Genomic DNA, 19,764 nt, shown 5'->3' with positions numbered 1-19,764 from the left:
AAAAGTTCTCAGATATTCTCTTCTTTTTGCAAGCTACCAACAAAATCTCGATTAATATCAGCTAAAGGGGAAAGAACCGCTTCTTTGACGAATTTCATCTCAGACAATTCTGCCAGAGTTTCTTTAGCCTTGCTCTTGTCAAGATATAAAACTAAGTAACGTAAACGCCGTGAATGGTAGATGATATCGCCATATTTGCTCAACTTTCTAGCATCACGATTATAGTAAAGATAGACAGCTAGCCCAACACGCTCATTTTTTTCAAACATCCTTATTCCTTTCTTTTATATTATTGCCACGGCCTGGTTTGTGCGGAGATTTATGGGAATCAAACGGGAGCCCCGTATCAACAAAAATATCAGCTGAAACAGCCTGTGATAGTTCTTTTGTCAATTGTGCTAAAAGTTTTTGAAGTTCTACCTCACATTGTCTCAAATGAATGAGATTATCGTTAAGGTCAATTCTTCTCTTCTGCTCAAAGAGCTCACGACGCATTTTCGACACTTCAGGGCGGAAATTTGCAAACTCCTTCACCTTATCGTAATTTTCTTTTAAATTTTGAAAATATAAAATATCTGTTTGAAGTTCTTGGTCAGCAAGAAAGTCCTGTTTGGCTTTCTTGTAAGCTCCTGCTGCCTCTAGCTGCACAATTTGAGCAACCACCTGATCAATAGCTTCATCAATTGCCACTAATTGGTCGTTAATTATAAGCATAAAATGATTATATCATAAATCTTTCCAAAATTAAGGCAATAAGAGACAAAGAAAAAAGAGTCCCTCAAGCAAATTATAATAGCTAGAGGCAACTCTTTTATTCTATTATTATTTCAAAGCGTTATTTGCCATAATTTCATCGATAAAGCCGTATTCAAGGGTTTCTTGAGCGCTCATCCAGTTATCACGTTCAGCATCTGCATGAACTTTTTCAAGACTTTGTCCTGAATTATCAGCCAAAATTTGCTCCAAGTTTTGACGTGTTTTCAAGAGATGTTCAGCAGCAATAGCCATGTCTGTTTGTTGGGTACCACCACCAGTACCGCCCATTGGTTGGTGAATCATGTATTCGGCATTAGGCAGCATGAAACGTTTGCCCTTTGCCCCTGATGAGGCAATGATTGTTCCCATTGAAGCTGCCATTCCCATAACAATAGTTTGTACATCAGATTTAATGAAGTTCATAGTATCCACAATAGCAAGCCCTGCTGAGACAGAACCACCAGGTGTATTAACATAAAGATAAATATCTTTGGTATTGTCTTGGGCATCCAAGAATAATAGCTGAGCAATAATTGAGTTTGCCATATTATCCTCAACTGGACCAGTCAACATGATAATGCGGTCTTTCAAAAGGCGAGAATAAATGTCATATGAGCGTTCGCCACGGCTCGTTTGTTCAATAACTACAGGAATCATAGAAAATTCTCCATTTCTTTTTTCTGATTGTCATTATTATAATCAATTGGTCAAAAAAGGTCAAATAATTAACTTACTTTTCTCAAAAAACTTTCTGATTTGCACCAGAAAGTTTATCTTCTTATTTTGTACCAAAGAGACGATCTCCAGCATCCCCAAGACCTGGGACAATATAACCATGTTCGTTTAGTTTTTCATCAAGAGCTGCTGTGTAAATGTCAATGTCTGGATGCGCATCTTGCAACGCCTTAACACCTTCTGGCGCAGCTACCAAGCAGACAAATTTGATATTGGCCGCACCGCGTTTTTTGAGGGAATCAACAGCTAAGATAGCAGAACCACCTGTCGCCAGCATCGGGTCAACAACAAAGATTTGACGGCGGTCAATATCTTCTGGCAATTTCACCAAGTATTCTACTGGTTGAAGCGTTTCCTCATCACGGTACATGCCAATGTGTCCAACCTTCGCAGCTGGAACAAGACTTAAGAAACCATCAACCATCCCGATACCCGCACGAAGAATGGGAACGATGGCTAACTTCTTACCAGCTAATTGTTTTTGGACAGTTTTGGTAATTGGTGTTTCGATTTCAACATCTTCAAGTGGTAAATCACGTGACACTTCATATCCCATGAGCATAGCAATTTCATTGACTAACTCACGAAAATCCTTAGTTGATGTGGTCGTCCGACGCAAAATAGATAACTTGTGCTGAATCAGCGGATGTGAAATAACTTGAAATTTTCCCATAATGATACTCCCTTTTCATTATTTACATTGTTACCATTATAGCAAAAAATCAATAAAAACGCTTGCTAAAATTAGGCAAACGTTAAATTTTTATTTTAGAAATACTTTGACAAGCCGCCCGTCGGCTTCTACAGCAATAAAAAAGAGAGAAAACCAATTTTCTCTCTTTCACTTATTAACGATTATATTTACGTTTGTAACCACTATAAGCAACATAAGTAGCCATAGAACTCAAAATAGCAAATCCCAAGATAGCCGCAGCACTTTGACTGTCACCAGTTGTTGGAAGCGTAGCAGCTGATACTACAGGGGCATCAACTGGTATACCAGGATTAATGTGACCTCCACCGCGTGTTGGAGTGCTAGGTGTAGTTGGTACATCTGGCGTATTTGGAGTTGTTGGGGTGGTTGGCACATCTGGTGTATTTGGAGTTGTTGGGGTAGTCGGTACATCTGGTGTATTTGGCTCTGTTGGAGTCACAGGAACCGTAGTATTATTATAGTGATGAGGTGGTAAACCATAGTTTCCAACGGTGTACCAATCAACAGTATAGTCCTCATTTGGTAGACGAGAATTATTATTATCACCAACATGCTTCAAAGTGTTGCTACTGTCATCCCAAATCCAATCGCCTTGATTAGTCATATATGGTAGAACTTCCGTTGTTCCATCATCATTAATTTGAACAAGGAAACTTGGTGCCCACGTTGATTTATTCTCAGCTCCTGCAATACCACCACGATTTGTCATATAGGCTGTAATTAAAACTTTATTTGTGGAGCCTTCAACAGGAACAGCATAGTATGAATATGTTGATGTTCTCCAATCTGCAGGGACAGAAGCGGTCAACACGACTCCTGAACCATTCAAACGCTTATAACTTCCCATAAGACTATCTGAAACAAATCCGAGCATAACAACGTCATCACCAACAGCTTTACGAGCAGCTACGGTCCCCTCAGCATCTGATGACTTATTAATACGCGATGCTGTAAATAGGTAATATTTATCTCCAAGTTTTACAACACTTGGACGTTCCACTTCATCAGTAACCATATGACTAGTCATTAATGGTGTGTAAACTTGAGATACAGATGGATTTTTCTCATTATCATCAAGTTTCAAAATACCGATAGCTCCATTAGCCCACGATGCTAGCTTATGAAGATCTTTATTTCCTGTGACATTCAAAAGGGATGAAATATTAAAATGGTCATCACCACCATAGTTAGCCCAAGTGTAAATTTGGTTTTCGCCTTGATAATTTTCAGTACCTGTGTTGGCTTCAAAAACAAGATAACGGCTACCATCAACCTCAATGACATGAGGATCACGTAAAGTGTAATTATCTGTACGATCTGCATCACCATCATGGTTTAAATCATCATTATAAGTTGCAGAAAATTGTTGATAGTTTTGATAGTGGTAGCCATCACCCGCAAACAGTTGATGATCGTTGTCAACAGATTTGATAACCACTTGACCATTTTCAACAGCTAAATTTAAAGTAGCAGTTGCCAAACGCTGCCAGTTCAATTTTCCTTCACTTGTGTCATTTTTAGTATAGAATAACTGAATTGAACCATCCGAGTTTACTGTCGCTGAGCCAGACCATTGTTGTTCATCAGCGATAGCATTGTATCCAAAGATTGGCCCTGCATTACGCCAGTTTGCAAAATCATTATTTCCATACTCATTATAAAGCAAGTAAATGTGATTTGAATTCTTATTAGCTGCACCAGCCATTGCTACAACTAGTTGATAACCATTCCAGTTACTAACAACACCTGTAACCGCATCTTGTACTGGCCATGAATCCCAAATATCCAGCTCCTCTTTTTCCATAGTTTGAGCATCTACAGTATTCATAGCTGGCATATTAACAATCGTATCTGCCTTAAAGTATGGAATAGCATATCTACTATCTTGCTTCAAGAAAGTTGCAACAATATCTTTAAGGTTCTTATAGGTCAATGAAGTTCCTGTCCCTACGACCCTGTTGTCAGTAAAATCAATTTTATTTAATGTGTCGATTTGTTCATCTGTAAGCTTGAGAATTTCATCTGTACTTAACCCAGACGATACAACCCCACGAACCTTATCATTCAATCGCGATAACACCAATTCGGCATCCAAACTACCTGTATCGACTGTTGAATTAGACTTAGCTGCATCAGATTGAGAAGCTGCAGTTGTTACTGTCGAACTTTTTGTAGAGGCCACACTACCACTGCCGTCGGATTCATCTGTAGCTTTAGCAACTGTAGCTGAATCTGTCGTTACACTACTGTTATCTTCAACTGGTTGAGCAGTTTCAGTTGCCGCTTGGTTTTCGGAAGTAGCAGCACTTACTTTATCAGTATCTTGACCTGCGGTTGTGGTTTCTGATGAAGTTGATTGTGGTTCTTCAGTTGTTGTACCAGTATCACTTGACGCCTCCGGTGTAGCAGCGACAGCTTCAGCTGTTGTCGTCACTTTTGTAGCTTCAGCCGATTGAGAATCACTCTCAGTAGATACAGCACTTGGCGCCTTGCTCACTAAAGTAGTTGACGCATCTGCGCTAGTTGCCTCATCTGCTTGTACATTTGCACTTGCAAAACTAAGTGTCCCAATCAGCGCTGATGTTGCACCAATGGCAGACACCTTGCGAATACTATAACGTTGCTTCTGAAGTTTAGCTTGCTGTTCAGCCTTCAAACGAGCTACACGTGAATATGTCATCTTTTGTTCCTTCTTTTCTTTTATTAGTAATTACAAAGTACCAACTATATTGTAACATTAATTTTATATTTTAACAATTTTTTATTATATAAAATATAATTATTAAACTATTTTAATATATGATTGATATGAAAAGCCGAGAATTTCTTGTCCCTCAGCTTTATATTTTATTTTGAAAATACTCTGACAATCCGCTGAATAGCTTCTTTCACAGTTATAAAGGGTGCCGCAACGTTAAAACGAGCATAAGTTTGACCTTCTTTACCAAAAGAGGCTCCGTTGTTAAGAACGACCTTAGCTTCTTTTTGCAATCTTTCATCAAGTTCTGGTTGCTCAATGCTATAGGCTGAAAAATCCAACCAAATCAGGTAAGTCCCCTCTGGTTTCATCACCTTGATTTTAGTCTTTTGACTTAGTTCATCTACAACATAATCAATATTTTTCTCTAGGACTGTCTTCAATTCTTCCAGCCATGGCTTACCATAAGTGAAGGCGGCCTCAGTTGTAATGAGACCAATCGTTGGCACCTCATGCTGATTGTTAGCTAACTGCTGTCTCTGGAAAGACTTGCGCAGCTGGTCGTTTTCAATAATAGCAAAGCTATTCTTAGTGCCTGCAATGTTAAAAGTCTTAGTCGCGGATGACAAAATCAAGCTAAAATCTTTGAAACTGTCATCAAGTGTATTGAAAGAATGGTGTTTGTTGCCAAAAAGAGCCAAATCTTGGTGAATTTCATCTGAAACCAGAATGACGCCATGTTTTTGACAGATTTTACCAATTTTTTTCAGTTCTTCTGCTGTCCAAACACGTCCTCCAGGATTGTGAGGGCTACAAAGCACATACAATTTAACATCATTCTCAACAATATCCTGTTCTAACTTGTCAAAATCAATCTCAAAATGGCTATCCTTGATAAGCAGAGAATTTGAAATCAAGCGTCGGTTGTTGAGACGGATAGAGCGAGCAAAGGGTGGATAGACTGGTGTATTAATCAGAACACTGTCACCTTCTTTAGTAAAAGCTTGAATAGCAACTGATATAGCCGGCACCACACCTTCAATCAAAACAATCTTATTCTTACTGGTTTCATAACCATGCTCTGCTTTTTCCCAATTAATAATAGATTGATAGAGCGCATCGCTAGGATAAGGATAGCCAAAAATGTGTTCTTTCCCATAATCAATAACGGCTTGCTTAATTTCTGGCACCGGGAGAAAATCCATATCAGCGACCCACATTTGCAAGAGGTCAGGATTACTTTCACTGCTATGCCATTTCATAGTATGTTGATTTAAACGGTTTGGTCTAGTTGTGAAATCATATTGTCCCATCTTATGCCTCCAACGCTGCCTTCAAATCATCAATCAAATCTTGGGCATCTTCGATACCAATGGATAAACGAAGCAAGTCATCAGTTAATCCATAGGAAGCGCGCACATCCGCAGGAATGTCGGCATGGGTCTGAGTTGTTGGATAGGTGATGAGAGATTCAACACCTCCCAAACTTTCTGCAAATGTAAAGACATCCAAACGATTAATCAGATTTGGAATCTTGGTTTGGTCTTTGACTTTAAAGGAAATCATACCGCCCTTGCCAGGATAGAGAACTTCCTTAACTTCAGGTTCATTTTCCAAGAATTTAACCACTTCAAGAGCATTCTGAGTAGACTTTTCTATGCGAAGTTTGAGGGTTTTAAGACCGCGCATCAACATGTAAGAATCAAATGGCGATAGGTTTGGTCCTGTCGTGTTAAGATTGTAAAAGAGTTTATCATAAATTGCTTGATCGTTGGTAATGACCACACCAGCCAAAACATCGTTGTGCCCGGACAAGTATTTTGTGGCAGAATGAACCACGATGTCAGCCCCAAGAGGAATTGGATTTTGATAGATAGGGCTGTAGAAAGTATTATCCACAATAACCTTGGCTCCCCTGTCATGAGCAATTTTGGCAATCTTTTGAATGTCAAATTCAATCATGAGCGGATTAGTTGGAGTCTCAATATAAACAATATCCGTATCTTCGTTGATTGCTGAAATCATTTCAGATTGGCTATTAGCATAACTAAAGAAAAAACGTCCTTCTTTTTCCTTATCATTAAACCAGCGGAAAGAACCACCATAGAGGTCACGCGCAGCCACCACCTTGCTGCCAACTGGAAAGATTTCAAATGCCAAGACAATCGCACTCATGCCAGAACTAGTTGCAATGGCATAGTCAGCCTTTTCAATAGCTGCTAAGGTTTTCTCCAAGGTTGCCCGAGTCGGATTTTTAGTTCTAGTGTAGTCGAAACCGGTCGAATGCCCGAACTCTGGGTGTTGATAAGTTGTAGAAAAATGAATTGGTGCCGCTAAAGCCCCAGTTGCTTCGTCTGATTTAATTCCTGTATGTGCTAAAATAGTTTCTAAACGATATTCTTTTGTCATCCTATAACCCCTTTTCTAAGTACGTTGATACTATTCTACCACTTATTCACTATTTTCAGGGACATTTGTATTATTCTATTTCTCAATAATTAGCTATAAAAAATAACTATAGCCCAAATTTACCAAATCAGTTGACATTCAGGCGAAATTAGTAACAAGGATAAATTTTCCCTAACAATCATAGGAACTTGGCAGATCAAAACAGTACTTGGCAAGTTTTCAACTGAGCTCTACAAAAATAAGAATTTCCCATCTGAAAGGCAGAAAAACCTGTCTGTAATCGGATTTATTCAGTAAGCATATGTTCTAGTGAGATTAGGACAGGTTGAGAGTATGAAAAAGAGCCAAGCCTTTGTGACTTAGCTCTGCTATTATCCGACTAACGGATAGCTTTGATGCGCAATTTTTGGCGCAGGTCTTCTGCTTTAGAACCCAACAATTTGTCCAGCTGGCGGGTCAGGAGAGTCAGAAAGCCATAGACGATGATGCCCAGAGCGCCGATAATGACCAAATAGAAGACGCTGGCGATACGTCCATTACTTGGTAGAATGAGATTGAGTAGCCAATTCCCCGCAAAAACCACAGCTGCCATAAGGAAGGCTAAAATCAGAACCAGCTGTGCGTTGCGACTGACAGCCTTTCGATTGAAACCTGTAATCTCATGAATGCGACGATACATAAGTACGATTGGTAAAATCAAAGCTACAGCTGTTGATAAGATTGGTCCATAAGCGTGGAAGAGATAGATTAGTGGCACTTGAAGCACTAGTTTAACAACAACACCATAGGCAAAATAGCGCATAGCTTTGCGATTTTCGAAGAGAGCTTGCAGCATTGGCGCCAAAACAGTGTAAATTGATAGAATAATAGTCTGCAAAAGCGAAGCAACAAAAAGTCCTAGTGCCTGACCTTGCGGTAGGCCATAAAAGACAGTGTAGAGCGGTTTAGCCAGTATAACGGAACCCATGATAGCTGGAATGATAAAAATCGTCAGCATTTGAAGATTATTAACAACCAAACGCGCCGCAGCTTTGCGATCCTCTTTGACATAATTTTCGGTCAACAGGGGAATACCCACACCGGCAATAGCTGTCGCAACAGCAATTAAAATCATAGTTACCTTGCCAGGATTAGATGAAAAGTAGGCAAACATAACCTTTAGCTCACGATTTGAATAATCGGTGAAAAGCGCCATGGTATTTCCAAAGGTAAATTGGTCAATGAGCTTAAAAACCTGAATGGCTGAACCTGTAATGATAAAAGGAATAGCTTCCTTAACTGTCTCAATGATCAATTCCTTGGTATCAATATCAATGTTAGCTGGCTTCTTGCCAAAAAGGCCTGATAGCAGATTGGTCTTCCAAAGGAAGTAGACCAGCGTAGCAATGCTGGCAAACATCCCGATAAAAGCAGCAAAGGTTGACTGAGTCACAGCATTCAGGTAATTGCCAGAACCCATCTTCATAATAAAGAAAGTCGTTAATAACATCCAAATCACACGGACGACCTGTTCTGCGATTTGACTAACCGCGTAAGGTTTTAAATTATTAAAACCTTGAAAAAAGCCACGCAGGACACTCATAGATGGAAATACCAGAACAGCCAGCGTCAGACTGCGCAAGACCGGGACTAATTCTTGACCACCGCGGCTCATGCTGGCAAAGAGAGGCGATCCCACATACATGATGACTGCAAAAACGGCTCCCAAGATTAACATAAAGTGTAGAATCTTACGAACCAGATAAACACTTTTTTGGGGATCACCCAACGTATTATACTTTGAAACCTGCTTGGCTACGGCAACAGGAATGCCTACCGTTGAAATCAATAAAAAGAGGGCATATATTTCGTAGCCCATTCCAAAAAGAGCATTGGCTTCTGCTGCATATTTGCCCATCCAGGCATACCAAGGAATGATATAAGCAGCTCCCAACAAACGGCTGATAAAATTACCTGCGGTCAACCAAGCGGTTCCCTTGACCATCTGTTCCTGTTGAGACAATTTTGTGTTTTTTTCAGACATACATTTTCTTTCCAAAAGTTAGTAATAAATTCATTATAAACTTTTGCTTGAGACTTGTAAAACGCTAACTTAAAGTCTAAAATAGAAACTATGATTAGTATCGAAAAAACATTAGATGTCTTAAAAAATGACCACAACCTGCGAGAAGTCATGATTGATGGGCATTACCATTACAACTTGACAAGTCTGACTTTTGAAAAACTCAGTTATGACAGCCGCGACGTGGATGAGTCTACACTCTTCTTTGCCAAGGGATCAACTTTCAAGAGCGAGTATTTGGAAAAAGCGGTGCAGGCAGGTCTTAAGTGTTATATTTCCGAAATAGATTACCAAGTTGGCATTTCTGCCATCATTGTCAATGATATCAAACAAGCCATGAGCCTTGTTGCCATGATCTTCTATGGTAATCCCCAAGACAAACTCAGAATTCTAGCTTTCACTGGCACTAAGGGTAAGACAACAGCAGCTTATTTTGCTTATCACATCCTTAAGCAAAGTCACAAGCCAGCCATGTTCTCCACCATGAACACAACTCTTGATGGTAAAACTTTCTTCAAGTCACAATTGACAACACCTGAAAGTTTGGATCTCTTTAGAATGATGGCTGAAGCAGTTGACAATGGCATGACCCACCTTATCATGGAAGTCTCTAGCCAAGCTTATCTCGTTAAACGCGTTTACGGTCTAACGTTCGACCTTGGTGTCTTTCTTAACATAAGCCCTGACCACATTGGACCGATTGAGCATCCAACTTTCGAGGATTATTTCTATCATAAGCGCCTTTTAATGGACAATAGCCGAGCTGTTGTAGTTAATGCTGGCATGGATCATTTTGATGTAGTGGCTGAGCAGGTTGCGTCTAAAATCCATGATTTCTATGGCAAGCAAACTGAGAATAGCTTCTCAAACAGTTCTGCTTTTACCTTTGACTTAACAGGTAAACTAGCTGGACATTATGATATCCAATTGATTGGCTCTTTTAATCAAGAAAATGCTGTCGCAGCTGGGCTTGCTTGCTTACGTTTGGGAGCAAATTTAGCGGACATCCAAAAGGGTATTGCAGAAACGAGCGTACCTGGTCGTATGGAGGTGCTGACTCAAAAAAATGGCGCCAAAGTTTTTGTGGATTATGCCCATAACGGTGATAGCCTTGAAAAACTCTTATCCGTTGTTGAAGAGCATCAAAAAGGTCAGGTCATTCTTGTCTTAGGGGCTCCAGGTAATAAGGGCGAAAGTCGTCGTGCTGACTTTGGTCACGTCATCAATGCCCATCCTAATCTAACAGTCATTCTAACGGCTGACGATCCTAACAATGAAAATCCGCAAAAAATTTCAGAAGAAATCGCCAGCCATATCACACGGCCAGTTGACATTATCGTTGACCGCGAAGAAGCTATTAAGGTTGCTCTGCTCATGACTACAAGTGAAAAAGATGCTGTCGTTATTGCAGGAAAAGGCGCTGATGCCTTCCAAATTGTAAAAGGTCAGCGTGCAGCCTACGCAGGCGACATTGAAGTAGCGAAAAGATATCTCTAAAGCTGCTAAATAATAATCATTCTTGATATTATTTTTAACCATTCTAAACAAGTTAAAAAATTCTGAAAATATCGCAAAAAGGCTTTTTTAAGCTTTTTTTCTATGCTATAATGTTTAGACATATTTGATGCTAAAAGAAAATCAAAAATAGACAAGCCGACAAAGTATAGACCATATAAGATATGCAAGCTGATGGCAACACGTATACCTTTGATTTTCAAAGAGTATCTAGAAAGGAGAAAATAAATGTCAACTGTCCGTGCAGAAAATATTTCCGTATCCTATGATAAGACGACCATCATTGAAAATCTATCTCTAGAGATTCCGTCGCAAAAGATAACGACCATTATTGGTGCTAACGGCTGCGGGAAATCTACGCTTTTGAAAGCTTTGACCCGTATTCAGGCTATAAAAGATGGCCAAATCTATCTCGATGGTCAGGCCATTGCGACTTTGCCAACTAAGGAAGTCGCCAAGAAAATGGCTCTTCTCCCTCAGGTCTTGGAAGCTGCCGAAGGGATTTCTGTCTATGAATTGGTCTCTTACGGGCGCTATCCTCACCAAAAATACATGGGCAGCCTGTCCAATAAAGATCGAGATAAAATTCATTGGGCTATGGAAGTGACCCGCATCAGCCAATTTGCTAATCTGGATGTGGATGCTCTTTCAGGCGGTCAACGTCAGCGCGTTTGGATTGCTATGGCCTTAGCTCAAGATACGGATACCATTTTTCTGGACGAGCCCACAACCTATCTGGACATGAATCATCAGCTTGAAGTCTTGGAATTGTTGCAACGTCTTAATAAAGACACGCAGAAAACCATCATTATGGTGCTTCATGATTTAAATCTATCTGCTCGCTTTTCGGATTATTTGGTGGCCATGAAAGATGGCGCCATCAAATACAAGGGGAGCGTGCAGGAAGTCATGACTACTGCGATTTTAAAAGATATTTTTAAGATTGATGCCCAGATTATAGAGGACCTTATCACTAACCGCCCTATTTTACTGACTTATCAGTTACTATAAAACTTTTCTAGGAGAATAGAAAAATGAAAAAAATTCTTATGACTATCACTGCTCTGCTAGCAGTCTTTACTCTTGCTGCTTGTGGCAATAACTCATCATCTAAGACAAGCAAGGAAAACAGCTCTGCTATTTCCAAAATGCCAAAAATTCAAGGTTTCAAATACTATGGTAAGATTCCTGAAAATCCTAAGAAAGTAGTTAACTTTGCATACTCTTATACTGGTTATCTTTTGAAGTTGGGAGTTGATGTTTCCAGCTACTCACTTGATCTTGAAAAAGATAGTCCTGCTTTTGGCGACAAACTCAAAAATGCTAAGAAGTTGACATCATCTGACACCGAAGCCATCGCCGCAGAAGAACCTGATTTAATTATTGCCTTTTCAACCGATGAAAATATTGACAAACTGAAAGATATTGCTCCCGTTTTAGTTATCGAATACGGAAAGAGCAATTATCTAGACATGATGACCAAGCTTGGTAAAGTCTTTGGTAAGGAAGAACAAGCTCAAAAATGGCTGAAAAACTGGGATAAAAAGGTGGCTGCTGCTAAGAAAGAATTGAGCGGATACTTGGACAAAAATACGACATTCACCGTTATGGATTTCTACGATAAAAATGTTTATCTCTACGGTAAAAATTGGGGTCGTGGTGGTGAATTGATTTACGACTCTCTTGGCTACTCTGCACCAGAAAAAGTTCAGACGGATGTTTTCAAGCCAGGTTGGTTTGGTGTTTCTCAGGAAGTCATCGGAGATTACATTGGTGACTATGCTGTCTTAAATGTCAACAAATCAACCAAAGAAGCTGCTGCCTCTCTTAAAGAAAGTGATGTTTGGAAGAATATTCCAGCAGTAAAAAATGGTCATGTCTTGGAAGTAGACTACAATCTCTACTACTTCTCAGACCCAATGTCACTAGATGATCAGCTGAAAGCATTTGTTGATACTATTAAGAAAGCTAATCCTTAATCACAGAAAGTTAGCCCATGCACGCACAATTATCATATCGTGGACAAAATAAGCCAAATCATCTTTGGCTTGTTTTTGTCATTATTCTCTTTTTATTTATTAGTGGCTGGTATTTAGGCTTGCGTTTTGGCGCGGTCAATTATAGCCATACTGATTTATTAACCGTTCTCAAGCATCCCTTGCGTGACAGCAAGGTGCAAGATGTCATTTTTGATTTGCGTTTTCCGCGTACAATCGCTGCTATCTTAGTTGGTGCAGCCATGGCTGAGGCTGGCGCTATCATGCAGGGTGTTACTCGTAATCCCATCGCCGATCCTGGTTTGCTGGGAATCAATGCTGGAGCGGGACTGGCCTTGATTATTGGCTACTCTATTTTCGGCAGTATGCATTACAGTCTGATTCTCTTAGTCTGTTTGCTAGGCTCATTTACCGCAGCTTTGCTAGTATTTGGACTAGCTTATCAGCCTCGCAAGGGCTATAACCAACTACGTCTTATCCTAGCAGGAGCCATGATTGCCACTCTCTTTAATGCGATTGGCCAAGCCATCACCCTGTACTTCAATCTGTCAACAGCAGTTATCGGCTGGCAGGCTGGGGGACTAGCTCAAATCAACTGGAAGATGCTGGCTATCATCAGTCCTTTTATTATCTTAGGAATGTTGCTGGCGCAGGCTTCCGCTCATCAATTGACCATCTTAAGTTTAGATGAAATGGTCGCTAAGGCATTGGGACAAAAGACCTTTGCTATCACCGTTTTCCTGCTCTTCATTATCCTCTTGTTATCATCAGGTGCCGTTGCCTTGGTGGGGTCCATTGCCTTTATCGGTCTAATCATTCCCCATTTCATTCGCATGTTCGTTCCAAAGGACTATCATCTTATTTTACCTTTATCGGCTTTTGCTGGCAGCTGTTTTATGCTCTGGGTGGATCTCTTTTCACGCCTTCTTAATCCACCAACTGAAACACCTATTAGTGCCATCATTAGTATCGTTGGTTTACCTTGCTTCCTCTGGTTGGTTAGAAGGGGGAAAAATCTATGATAATTCAAAAACGAACGGCACGCCTCTTCATTTTCCTGTTACTGTTGACTATCACTTTATTTATTATTTCTTTGTCAGTGGGATATAGCAGAGCTTCTGTGTTAGATGTCATTGATTTCTTCTTAGGACGTACTTCTGCTTCAACTAGTCTGATTATCGGAAGAATCAGATTACCAAGGATTCTAGCTTGTGTACTGGGGGGCGCTTCCCTAGCCATGAGCGGCATACTCCTGCAAACACTCACTCGTAATCCTCTGGCAGATTCAGGAATTTTGGGCATCAACACGGGAGCTGGGCTGGCGGTTGCCTTGGTCGTCTCACTACTAGACATTAACCAGTCACTTGTCATGTCCAGTATGCCTCTTTTTTCCATGTTAGGTGGTGGAGCAACCGTTCTCTTAGTCTATCTCATCTCGCGCAGACCCAATCGCAATATCAGTCCGACGCGTCTCATCATTACAGGAGTAGGGATTTCTACTATGCTATCAGGTATCATGGTCTCTATCATCAGCAAAATTGATGATTACAAGGTAGATTATATCGTTTCTTGGCTTAGTGGAAAAATCACGGGCGACGATTGGTCTACCTTGATTATCATGGCTCCTCTGCTTATTATTGTATGGCTTTTAACCTACTCACGTAGTCACCCCCTCAATATCATGAACCTCAATGAACAAACTGCCCTTGCTTTGGGACTTAACTTACAAAAAGAACGTTTGATAAACTTAGTTCTATCAACAGCACTAGCAGCTTTCAGCGTTGTCTTAGTTGGTAATATCACCTTTGTCGGTCTCGTTGCTGGTCATATCAGCAGGCGCTTTGTTGGCAGCAACCATCGCCTTAGTCTCCCTGCTAGCATGTTAATCGGAATTATTATTCTGCTAAGTGCCGATACCGTCGGCCGACTGTTCTTGGTTGGTACGGGTATTCCAACAGGTTTAGTCGTATCCTTTATCGGTGCACCTTATTTTCTTTATCTTATGACTAAGTTGGAAAAATAATACTTGCCCACGAGTCAAGTAGAGCTAAGTCTCAAGTCAGCAAAACACGATTCATTTCTGTTATGAAATCATAATAGAACCAGCCTTTTTAAAACTGCTTCTATTATGATGGTACTAAGTTAAAATCACTATTAGCATTTTATACTTCCTTAGGTAGTGCGGGCGTAAGCAAACTCCATCGAAGTTTACTCACTTATTTTTGAGCTATAGTTCCAAAAATTCCGCTTTGGACATTAAGGCTTATCGAAAATAAGTGAGTTTCTAACTCTTCATCATATAGCAAAAAAAAAAACGCTGGCATCAGCGTTTTTTTACTTTCTTTGATTTTATTTATTATGATCTTCATATCATCATTGTCTCAGGCTCTGAGTTCCATAATTTATTACTGCCAAAGCTGGCGATTAATTGTCCTTCTTGTAGAACATGACCTTTCATGGCTTTAATAAGCTGTGATTTTCGTGTCCAAGTACCCAAGTCAAAAGTTGTGTCCAAAGCATAGACTGTGAAACGATAGCGATGAGTCTGGCCAAGTGGCGGCTTAGGACCTGCGTAAACATGCCAGCCATAAGCAATACCTTGGTGAGCACCTTTTAGCTCGGCGACATCATATCCTGCTGAAAGATTGGCTGGAATATGACTGCTGGCCGGAATATTCCAAATCAACCAATGGGTAAAAGACTTCTTTATTGGGTGATCCAAGTCTTCTAAGAGAATAGCTAGACTGTGTGCTTGAGGGGAAAGATTCTGCAAGAAAAACTCAGGTGATTGATCAGCTCCTCGTCCTGTATTATCAAGAGGAAATTCACCTCCCTCAAAAAAACCAGGACAAGTAAAATTAAGTTTTTCAATCATATCAATCGCCTCATTTCCTATAAGTTTCGATTAAATCCTCGTATTGTTCTAATAAATCCGTTGAATAAACTTTAGCCCATCTTTCTTGTTTAACCTTTTGCCAAAGGATAGCCGCAACACTCATTTTTTGTTTGAAATACCGACTCCGCCGGTCTGCACAAAAATCTTTGACAAACTGATTCCACTGACAAACTCGGTTATTATGCTTAGCATAGTCTGATTGACCTTTGTAAATAGCTAGCATATCTTGAATAGTGAAGATCTCATCCTGCTCCCCTTTAACCTTACGCCAAGCGGTCGCCATATCAGCTGTAAATTTAAACGGAAAATTACCTGTCACTTGCCCAAAATAGCCTCTAAATTTCCGGTTGAAAGCAAAGCCACAAGTTAATAAAGGCGTCGTCAGAGATAGCTTAGCCGCTTCTTTTTAGGCATTGCTTTAGACCTCTTGGGAGCAATCGCCACTCCTTTAAAATAAGCTTCCAGTATGTTATTCAGATCTTGCTTAGTACCATAATGGGGCAGGCCTAAAGAAGAACAAATTTCTTCTAGTTCCTTGCGATACCAATAATACTGTTGAAATTCTTCATAGGTTGTCAGACTTGAAAATGCAGGACGTTCCATCTTGGTCTCCTTAGTCAACTTTAAAAACTAAAGTCTCCTTATCAAACTTCATATTAAGAGCATAGGTTTGCTCGTCAACTACCTTCAAATACCCCAGCATCAACAAGGCTTGCATAAAAATATCTGATCTTTTTTGCTTAACCAAGTCTCTCCGTCCAAATTTGAGTAGGAAGGTCGTCATATACTTGAGGGCATACTCCTGATTAACATCACCCAAAATAGCATAGAGTTTTTCTTGTTCGGACGACAAGGGTTGCGCTGTTCGCAGTTTGTGGAAATAGTTGGACAAGGTTAATTGATTTCTGGCAAAATCTGTCTTTTCTTTGATAATAGCTTGGTTGGTCGCGTTAGCCAGCTCCGTTTCAAAAGTGAGCGCCTGCAGCTCCTCATAAACTGGTGATTCTGTATCAACAAATATCATCTGATCTAAAGTGACCTGCTCTGCCTTTTCCAAAAGAGGCAAAGTCAAGGTATAGCGCTTATCTTGACGGGCAACATAGCCTGCCTGCACATAGTCTTCAATGGCACGGTCCAGTTTTGGAATTTCTGGGAAATCGCGCTTAATTTGGCGCAAGGTGACATCATCATGCGTCTGTAAATAATTCGTCAGCTCTTGAAAAAAAGACTGGCGCGTTAGTTTGTCAGGGTTATAGGTAATGAGCATCTAGTTCTCCTAAGTAGGTTAAGTTTTTGGACTGGGCAAGTTGACTGGGATTGGTCCCTGGCTGACCAAGTGGCACTGGTAGTTGCAGCTTTTCAAAATAATGTTGCCAAAAGTCAGAAATCAGCTGCTTGCCATCGCCAAATGACATAGGAATGGTCTCAAAAATAGGTAATATTTGAGCAATATATTGGGAGCAATAAAAAGCACTCTTATCTGGATAAAAGCTGTAATTGTAGGGTTTCCCCAGATGTTTCTCCGCAACCTTTAAAGCAGCTAAACGATCCATTTTCTCATAACGATAAACAACTGTTCTTTGATTTTCCTCTGCAAGAAAGTTCTCTAGACTCTGCTTAGAAACACCATTCTCTTTTGTAGCCTCGTAAACCATGCCAGCCAGATAAATGGCAACATGGCTATAAGCCCCTGTCGTATTCTGAATAGCCTGTCCCATATCTGATTGATCAGCAGTAAAAAGCAAATCACCGCTTACCAAGTCGTGAGTTTTCATACTTCTATTGTAACACAAAATGAGACAGAAGATTTTCCCGAAAATTGATAAGCCACAGACTGCGTTTTATCTATTTTTATTTTCATCAGAATATACAAAAAAGACGGCCAACCGTCTTTTTACTATTCTTAGGCATTAAAACTTTCTGTTAATTGGGGAACAACTTGTTTCTTACGTGAAACAGCCCCCTCAAGGAAAGCGTGATTGTTTTCAAGAGCAAAGTTAAAAGCAGCTTCAACCTTATCCATGTTTGAACCAAGTGCCAAAATTTCTGAGTTTGAGTTGACAATGTCTGTAATCATAAGAACAAAGTCTGAGTAACCATCGGCTGCACGCGCTGCTTCAATGGCTGCTTCAATTTCAGCTTGACGCTCCAAGACTTCGTTAATGTCAACTGTATTCACTTGGGCCACGCGAACTTGGTTACCGTTGAGGTCAAAAGTTTTCGCATCAATATCAATCAATTCTTCTGCTGATTTGCTTGAAAGGTTTGTACCAGCTTTAAGCATTGCCAAACCGTACTCTTCTAAATTAACACCAGCAATTTCAGCCAATTCTGCTGCTACTTGTGGATCCGTTGGGTGAGTGGTCGGTGATTTAAGAAGAAGTGTATCTGAAATCAAACCTGATAGCATCAGACCAGCAATTTCTTTTGGTACAGCAAGATTATTTTCCTTAAACATACGGTAAACGATTGAGCTTGCTGAGCCAACTGGTTCCAAACGCATGAAAAGTGGGCTTGCTGTTTCAAAGTTTGCCACGCGGTGATGGTCAACCACACCGTAGACTGTCACATCTTTGATGTCAGAGATAGATTGTTGAAATTCATTGTGGTCTGTTAAGATAACTGTATCCACACCTTCAGCCTTAGCTGATTCTACCACACGCGGTGCTTCCACACCAAAGTAATCAAGTACAAAAGCTGTTTCTTCATTAGGTGTTCCCAAAGCAACGGCTTCTGTATCAAGTCCCCAAGCCTCTTTTGCCAAGCAAGCAAAAGCTACTGATGACCCGATAGCATCAGAGTCAGGATTTTGGTGACCAAAAACTAAAATTTTAGACATGTTCTTTACCTCATTTATTAGATTCAACCTTATTTTAGCAAAAATCTTGACAGATAGCAAAGCTACCAGCCAAATTACCCCTATATAAATAAAAAAGGACCAGGTACATGATGAGCTCTTAACTAGTTCATCATCCCTAATCATTTTAGTTTAATGCTTTTCTTTTTCTTCCTCTGCCTCTTGTGCTGGTGTCGCTTTTACTTCTGTTTCAGTTTGAGGCTTTTGCTTTTCAACTTTCTCAATCTCATCTGGAATCAAAATAACTTTTTGGCCTTGCTTTTCTTCTTGTGAATTTTGTGCAGCCTGTTCACGTTTCCTAACCCAAAGCCTTTTGCCTCTCTCTAAAAGACGGAGAGCCTGCAATCCTCTGACTAATAGTCGCCAGACAAAGACAATCGACGACTCTATGAAAAGGAGTATTTCAATGATAATAACTCCAAGTAAACTCCAAGCCATAAACAAGGTAACCAAAAACTGAGAAAAAAGCTTTTTTAAATTACCTAAATCATTATTATGAATGGATAAAGTTTCTAAAAAGAGATTCAAAATGCCTTGCAACAAATCTGACTTGACCGATTTCTTATCCTTCAAAACCAAATCAACTTCTTCTTGATGAGGTAGAACAAGAGTAAGATCGCCATCTTGATAAATGTCAACGAGTTCTCCAAGTTCGATCTCGAAATCAAAAAGTTCACGACTTAGTTTCTTTATCTTTGTGTCCTGAATAAGGTAGACACTATCTTTATCATATTTTAAAATTTTATACATCATTAACCTACTTCGCTTTCTAGCATACCAAAGTTAGAAATACCTGTCAATATAAAAAAGCAGGGGGCTCTGCTCCCAATGTCATTAAGTTAAGCAACTAAGCAATTGAAGAAACTATTCCCGTCTGAGCAGTTGACGACAAGACGGGAATAGTTTTTGTATTTAGGGCGCACAAAAAGGAAGGTTTTTAACCCAATTTTTTAACTATTATGATATTCTATAAGTGAAGCTTACGGGAGCCTGGCTTTTTATCTTTCTTTGGAAGGTTCGATTGGGTCGAATAATAGATAGGTGCTTGGCAATGTAGGTTTCTAATTGGAAGGAAGTAAGTTCTTCTCTAAGAAATTTTCGACAGGCATAAACAGCGTCTGAAA

At 40.0% G+C, this 19,764-nt stretch carries 17 protein-coding genes and 4 pseudogenes; 6 read left to right on the top strand and 15 right to left on the bottom strand.

The window, feature by feature from the left end; all coding sequences use genetic code 11:
• Window positions 1–8 precede the first annotated feature (8 nt).
• The 4 genes and pseudogenes from A3GS_RS0104460 to upp all read right to left on the bottom strand — a co-directional run bounded on the left by A3GS_RS0104460 (window position 9) and on the right by upp (window position 2,164).
• Window positions 9–269, bottom strand: a complete 261-nt coding sequence (locus tag A3GS_RS0104460) for a DUF2129 domain-containing protein (protein WP_018364218.1) — start codon at window positions 267–269, stop codon at window positions 9–11.
• Complete coding sequence (locus tag A3GS_RS0104455; RefSeq protein ID WP_018364217.1) at window positions 262–714, bottom strand: YlbF family regulator; 453 nt, start codon at window positions 712–714, stop codon at window positions 262–264. Before A3GS_RS0104455 ends, A3GS_RS0104460 begins: the two co-directional genes overlap by 8 nt.
• A gap of 108 nt (window positions 715–822) precedes the next feature.
• Window positions 823–1,416: pseudogene (locus tag A3GS_RS0104450) on the bottom strand (ATP-dependent Clp protease proteolytic subunit); the annotation flags it as partial.
• A 118-nt stretch (window positions 1,417–1,534) separates the two neighbouring features.
• Window positions 1,535–2,164, bottom strand: a complete 630-nt coding sequence (gene upp, locus A3GS_RS0104445; protein WP_018364215.1) for a uracil phosphoribosyltransferase — start codon at window positions 2,162–2,164, stop codon at window positions 1,535–1,537.
• A 1-nt stretch (window position 2,165) separates the two neighbouring features.
• Between upp and A3GS_RS13300 the strand changes: the two are divergent.
• A pseudogene (locus tag A3GS_RS13300) lies at window positions 2,166–2,360 on the top strand (hypothetical protein); the annotation flags it as partial.
• Here the strand turns inward: A3GS_RS13300 and A3GS_RS0104440 are convergent.
• The 4 genes from A3GS_RS0104440 to A3GS_RS0104425 form a co-directional block, all read right to left on the bottom strand.
• Window positions 2,340–4,886: a glycoside hydrolase family 68 protein gene (locus A3GS_RS0104440; RefSeq protein WP_018364214.1), complete on the bottom strand. Its 2,547-nt coding sequence runs from the start codon at window positions 4,884–4,886 to the stop codon at window positions 2,340–2,342. The pseudogene A3GS_RS13300 and the gene A3GS_RS0104440 sit on opposite strands and share 21 nt — an antisense overlap.
• A gap of 167 nt (window positions 4,887–5,053) precedes the next feature.
• The gene (locus tag A3GS_RS0104435; protein WP_018364213.1) at window positions 5,054–6,217 is read right to left on the bottom strand and encodes a MalY/PatB family protein; all 1,164 of its coding nucleotides are present in this window, start codon (window positions 6,215–6,217) and stop codon (window positions 5,054–5,056) included.
• 1 nt (window position 6,218) lies between these two features.
• Window positions 6,219–7,313: a cystathionine gamma-synthase gene (locus A3GS_RS0104430; protein ID WP_018364212.1), complete on the bottom strand. Its 1,095-nt coding sequence runs from the start codon at window positions 7,311–7,313 to the stop codon at window positions 6,219–6,221.
• Window positions 7,314–7,692: 379 nt separating this feature from the next.
• Entirely contained in the window at window positions 7,693–9,336 is a 1,644-nt protein-coding gene (locus A3GS_RS0104425) for a putative polysaccharide biosynthesis protein (protein WP_018364211.1), read from the bottom strand.
• Window positions 9,337–9,426: 90 nt separating this feature from the next.
• Between A3GS_RS0104425 and A3GS_RS0104420 the strand changes: the two genes are divergently transcribed.
• The 5 genes from A3GS_RS0104420 (at window position 9,427) to A3GS_RS0104400 (ending at window position 14,910) form a co-directional block, all read left to right on the top strand.
• Window positions 9,427–10,872 (top strand): UDP-N-acetylmuramoyl-L-alanyl-D-glutamate--L-lysine ligase, encoded by a 1,446-nt coding sequence (locus tag A3GS_RS0104420; protein WP_018364210.1) that lies wholly within the window; start codon window positions 9,427–9,429, stop codon window positions 10,870–10,872.
• Between the two features lie 246 nt (window positions 10,873–11,118).
• The gene (locus tag A3GS_RS0104415; RefSeq protein ID WP_018364209.1) at window positions 11,119–11,901 is read left to right on the top strand and encodes an ABC transporter ATP-binding protein; all 783 of its coding nucleotides are present in this window, start codon (window positions 11,119–11,121) and stop codon (window positions 11,899–11,901) included.
• Between the two features lie 23 nt (window positions 11,902–11,924).
• Entirely contained in the window at window positions 11,925–12,869 is a 945-nt protein-coding gene (locus A3GS_RS0104410; RefSeq protein ID WP_018364208.1) for an ABC transporter substrate-binding protein, read from the top strand.
• A gap of 17 nt (window positions 12,870–12,886) precedes the next feature.
• Window positions 12,887–13,909, top strand: coding sequence for a FecCD family ABC transporter permease (locus tag A3GS_RS0104405; RefSeq protein ID WP_018364207.1), 1,023 nt, complete (start codon window positions 12,887–12,889; stop codon window positions 13,907–13,909).
• Window positions 13,906–14,910, top strand: coding sequence for a FecCD family ABC transporter permease (locus tag A3GS_RS0104400; RefSeq protein ID WP_026216272.1), 1,005 nt, complete (start codon window positions 13,906–13,908; stop codon window positions 14,908–14,910). Before A3GS_RS0104405 ends, A3GS_RS0104400 begins: the two co-directional genes overlap by 4 nt.
• A gap of 342 nt (window positions 14,911–15,252) precedes the next feature.
• Here the strand turns inward: A3GS_RS0104400 and A3GS_RS0104390 are convergent, their stop codons facing one another.
• The 7 genes and pseudogenes from A3GS_RS0104390 to A3GS_RS12675 all read right to left on the bottom strand — a co-directional run.
• Window positions 15,253–15,762, bottom strand: a complete 510-nt coding sequence (locus A3GS_RS0104390) for a YbhB/YbcL family Raf kinase inhibitor-like protein (protein WP_018364203.1) — start codon at window positions 15,760–15,762, stop codon at window positions 15,253–15,255.
• 10 nt (window positions 15,763–15,772) lie between these two features.
• A pseudogene (locus tag A3GS_RS11505) lies at window positions 15,773–16,386 on the bottom strand (SAP domain-containing protein).
• 10 nt (window positions 16,387–16,396) lie between these two features.
• The gene (locus A3GS_RS0104380; protein WP_018364200.1) at window positions 16,397–17,050 is read right to left on the bottom strand and encodes a DUF1803 domain-containing protein; all 654 of its coding nucleotides are present in this window, start codon (window positions 17,048–17,050) and stop codon (window positions 16,397–16,399) included.
• The gene (locus A3GS_RS0104375; protein WP_018364199.1) at window positions 17,034–17,558 is read right to left on the bottom strand and encodes a YiiX/YebB-like N1pC/P60 family cysteine hydrolase; all 525 of its coding nucleotides are present in this window, start codon (window positions 17,556–17,558) and stop codon (window positions 17,034–17,036) included. The genes A3GS_RS0104380 and A3GS_RS0104375 overlap by 17 nt, the downstream gene beginning before the upstream one ends.
• Before the next feature lie 128 nt (window positions 17,559–17,686).
• Window positions 17,687–18,622, bottom strand: a complete 936-nt coding sequence (locus tag A3GS_RS0104370; RefSeq protein WP_018364198.1) for a manganese-dependent inorganic pyrophosphatase — start codon at window positions 18,620–18,622, stop codon at window positions 17,687–17,689.
• Between the two features lie 150 nt (window positions 18,623–18,772).
• Entirely contained in the window at window positions 18,773–19,390 is a 618-nt protein-coding gene (locus A3GS_RS0104365) for a hypothetical protein (protein WP_018364197.1), read from the bottom strand.
• Between the two features lie 207 nt (window positions 19,391–19,597).
• A pseudogene (locus tag A3GS_RS12675) lies at window positions 19,598–19,764 on the bottom strand (IS4 family transposase); the annotation flags it as partial.

This window comes from Streptococcus caballi DSM 19004, assembly GCF_000379985.1.
In the GTDB taxonomy this organism is placed as follows: Bacteria; Bacillota; Bacilli; order Lactobacillales; family Streptococcaceae; genus Streptococcus; species Streptococcus caballi.
This window is presented reverse-complemented; position numbering and strand designations above follow the sequence as displayed.

Excerpts from the sequence above, each read along its gene's own strand:
- A3GS_RS0104460 (WP_018364218.1), bottom strand. The coding sequence starts at position 269 with ATGTTTGAAAAAAATGAGCGTGTTGGGCTAGCTGTCTATCTTTACTAT.
- A3GS_RS0104455 (WP_018364217.1), bottom strand. The coding sequence starts at position 714 with ATGCTTATAATTAACGACCAATTAGTGGCAATTGATGAAGCTATTGAT.
- upp (WP_018364215.1), bottom strand. The coding sequence starts at position 2,164 with ATGGGAAAATTTCAAGTTATTTCACATCCGCTGATTCAGCACAAGTTA.
- A3GS_RS0104440 (WP_018364214.1), bottom strand. The coding sequence starts at position 4,886 with ATGACATATTCACGTGTAGCTCGTTTGAAGGCTGAACAGCAAGCTAAA.
- A3GS_RS0104435 (WP_018364213.1), bottom strand. The coding sequence starts at position 6,217 with ATGGGACAATATGATTTCACAACTAGACCAAACCGTTTAAATCAACAT.
- A3GS_RS0104430 (WP_018364212.1), bottom strand. The coding sequence starts at position 7,313 with ATGACAAAAGAATATCGTTTAGAAACTATTTTAGCACATACAGGAATT.
- A3GS_RS0104425 (WP_018364211.1), bottom strand. The coding sequence starts at position 9,336 with ATGTCTGAAAAAAACACAAAATTGTCTCAACAGGAACAGATGGTCAAG.
- A3GS_RS0104420 (WP_018364210.1), top strand. The coding sequence starts at position 9,427 with ATGATTAGTATCGAAAAAACATTAGATGTCTTAAAAAATGACCACAAC.
- A3GS_RS0104415 (WP_018364209.1), top strand. The coding sequence starts at position 11,119 with ATGTCAACTGTCCGTGCAGAAAATATTTCCGTATCCTATGATAAGACG.
- A3GS_RS0104410 (WP_018364208.1), top strand. The coding sequence starts at position 11,925 with ATGAAAAAAATTCTTATGACTATCACTGCTCTGCTAGCAGTCTTTACT.
- A3GS_RS0104405 (WP_018364207.1), top strand. The coding sequence starts at position 12,887 with ATGCACGCACAATTATCATATCGTGGACAAAATAAGCCAAATCATCTT.
- A3GS_RS0104400 (WP_026216272.1), top strand. The coding sequence starts at position 13,906 with ATGATAATTCAAAAACGAACGGCACGCCTCTTCATTTTCCTGTTACTG.
- A3GS_RS0104390 (WP_018364203.1), bottom strand. The coding sequence starts at position 15,762 with ATGATTGAAAAACTTAATTTTACTTGTCCTGGTTTTTTTGAGGGAGGT.
- A3GS_RS0104380 (WP_018364200.1), bottom strand. The coding sequence starts at position 17,050 with ATGCTCATTACCTATAACCCTGACAAACTAACGCGCCAGTCTTTTTTT.
- A3GS_RS0104375 (WP_018364199.1), bottom strand. The coding sequence starts at position 17,558 with ATGAAAACTCACGACTTGGTAAGCGGTGATTTGCTTTTTACTGCTGAT.
- A3GS_RS0104370 (WP_018364198.1), bottom strand. The coding sequence starts at position 18,622 with ATGTCTAAAATTTTAGTTTTTGGTCACCAAAATCCTGACTCTGATGCT.
- A3GS_RS0104365 (WP_018364197.1), bottom strand. The coding sequence starts at position 19,390 with ATGTATAAAATTTTAAAATATGATAAAGATAGTGTCTACCTTATTCAG.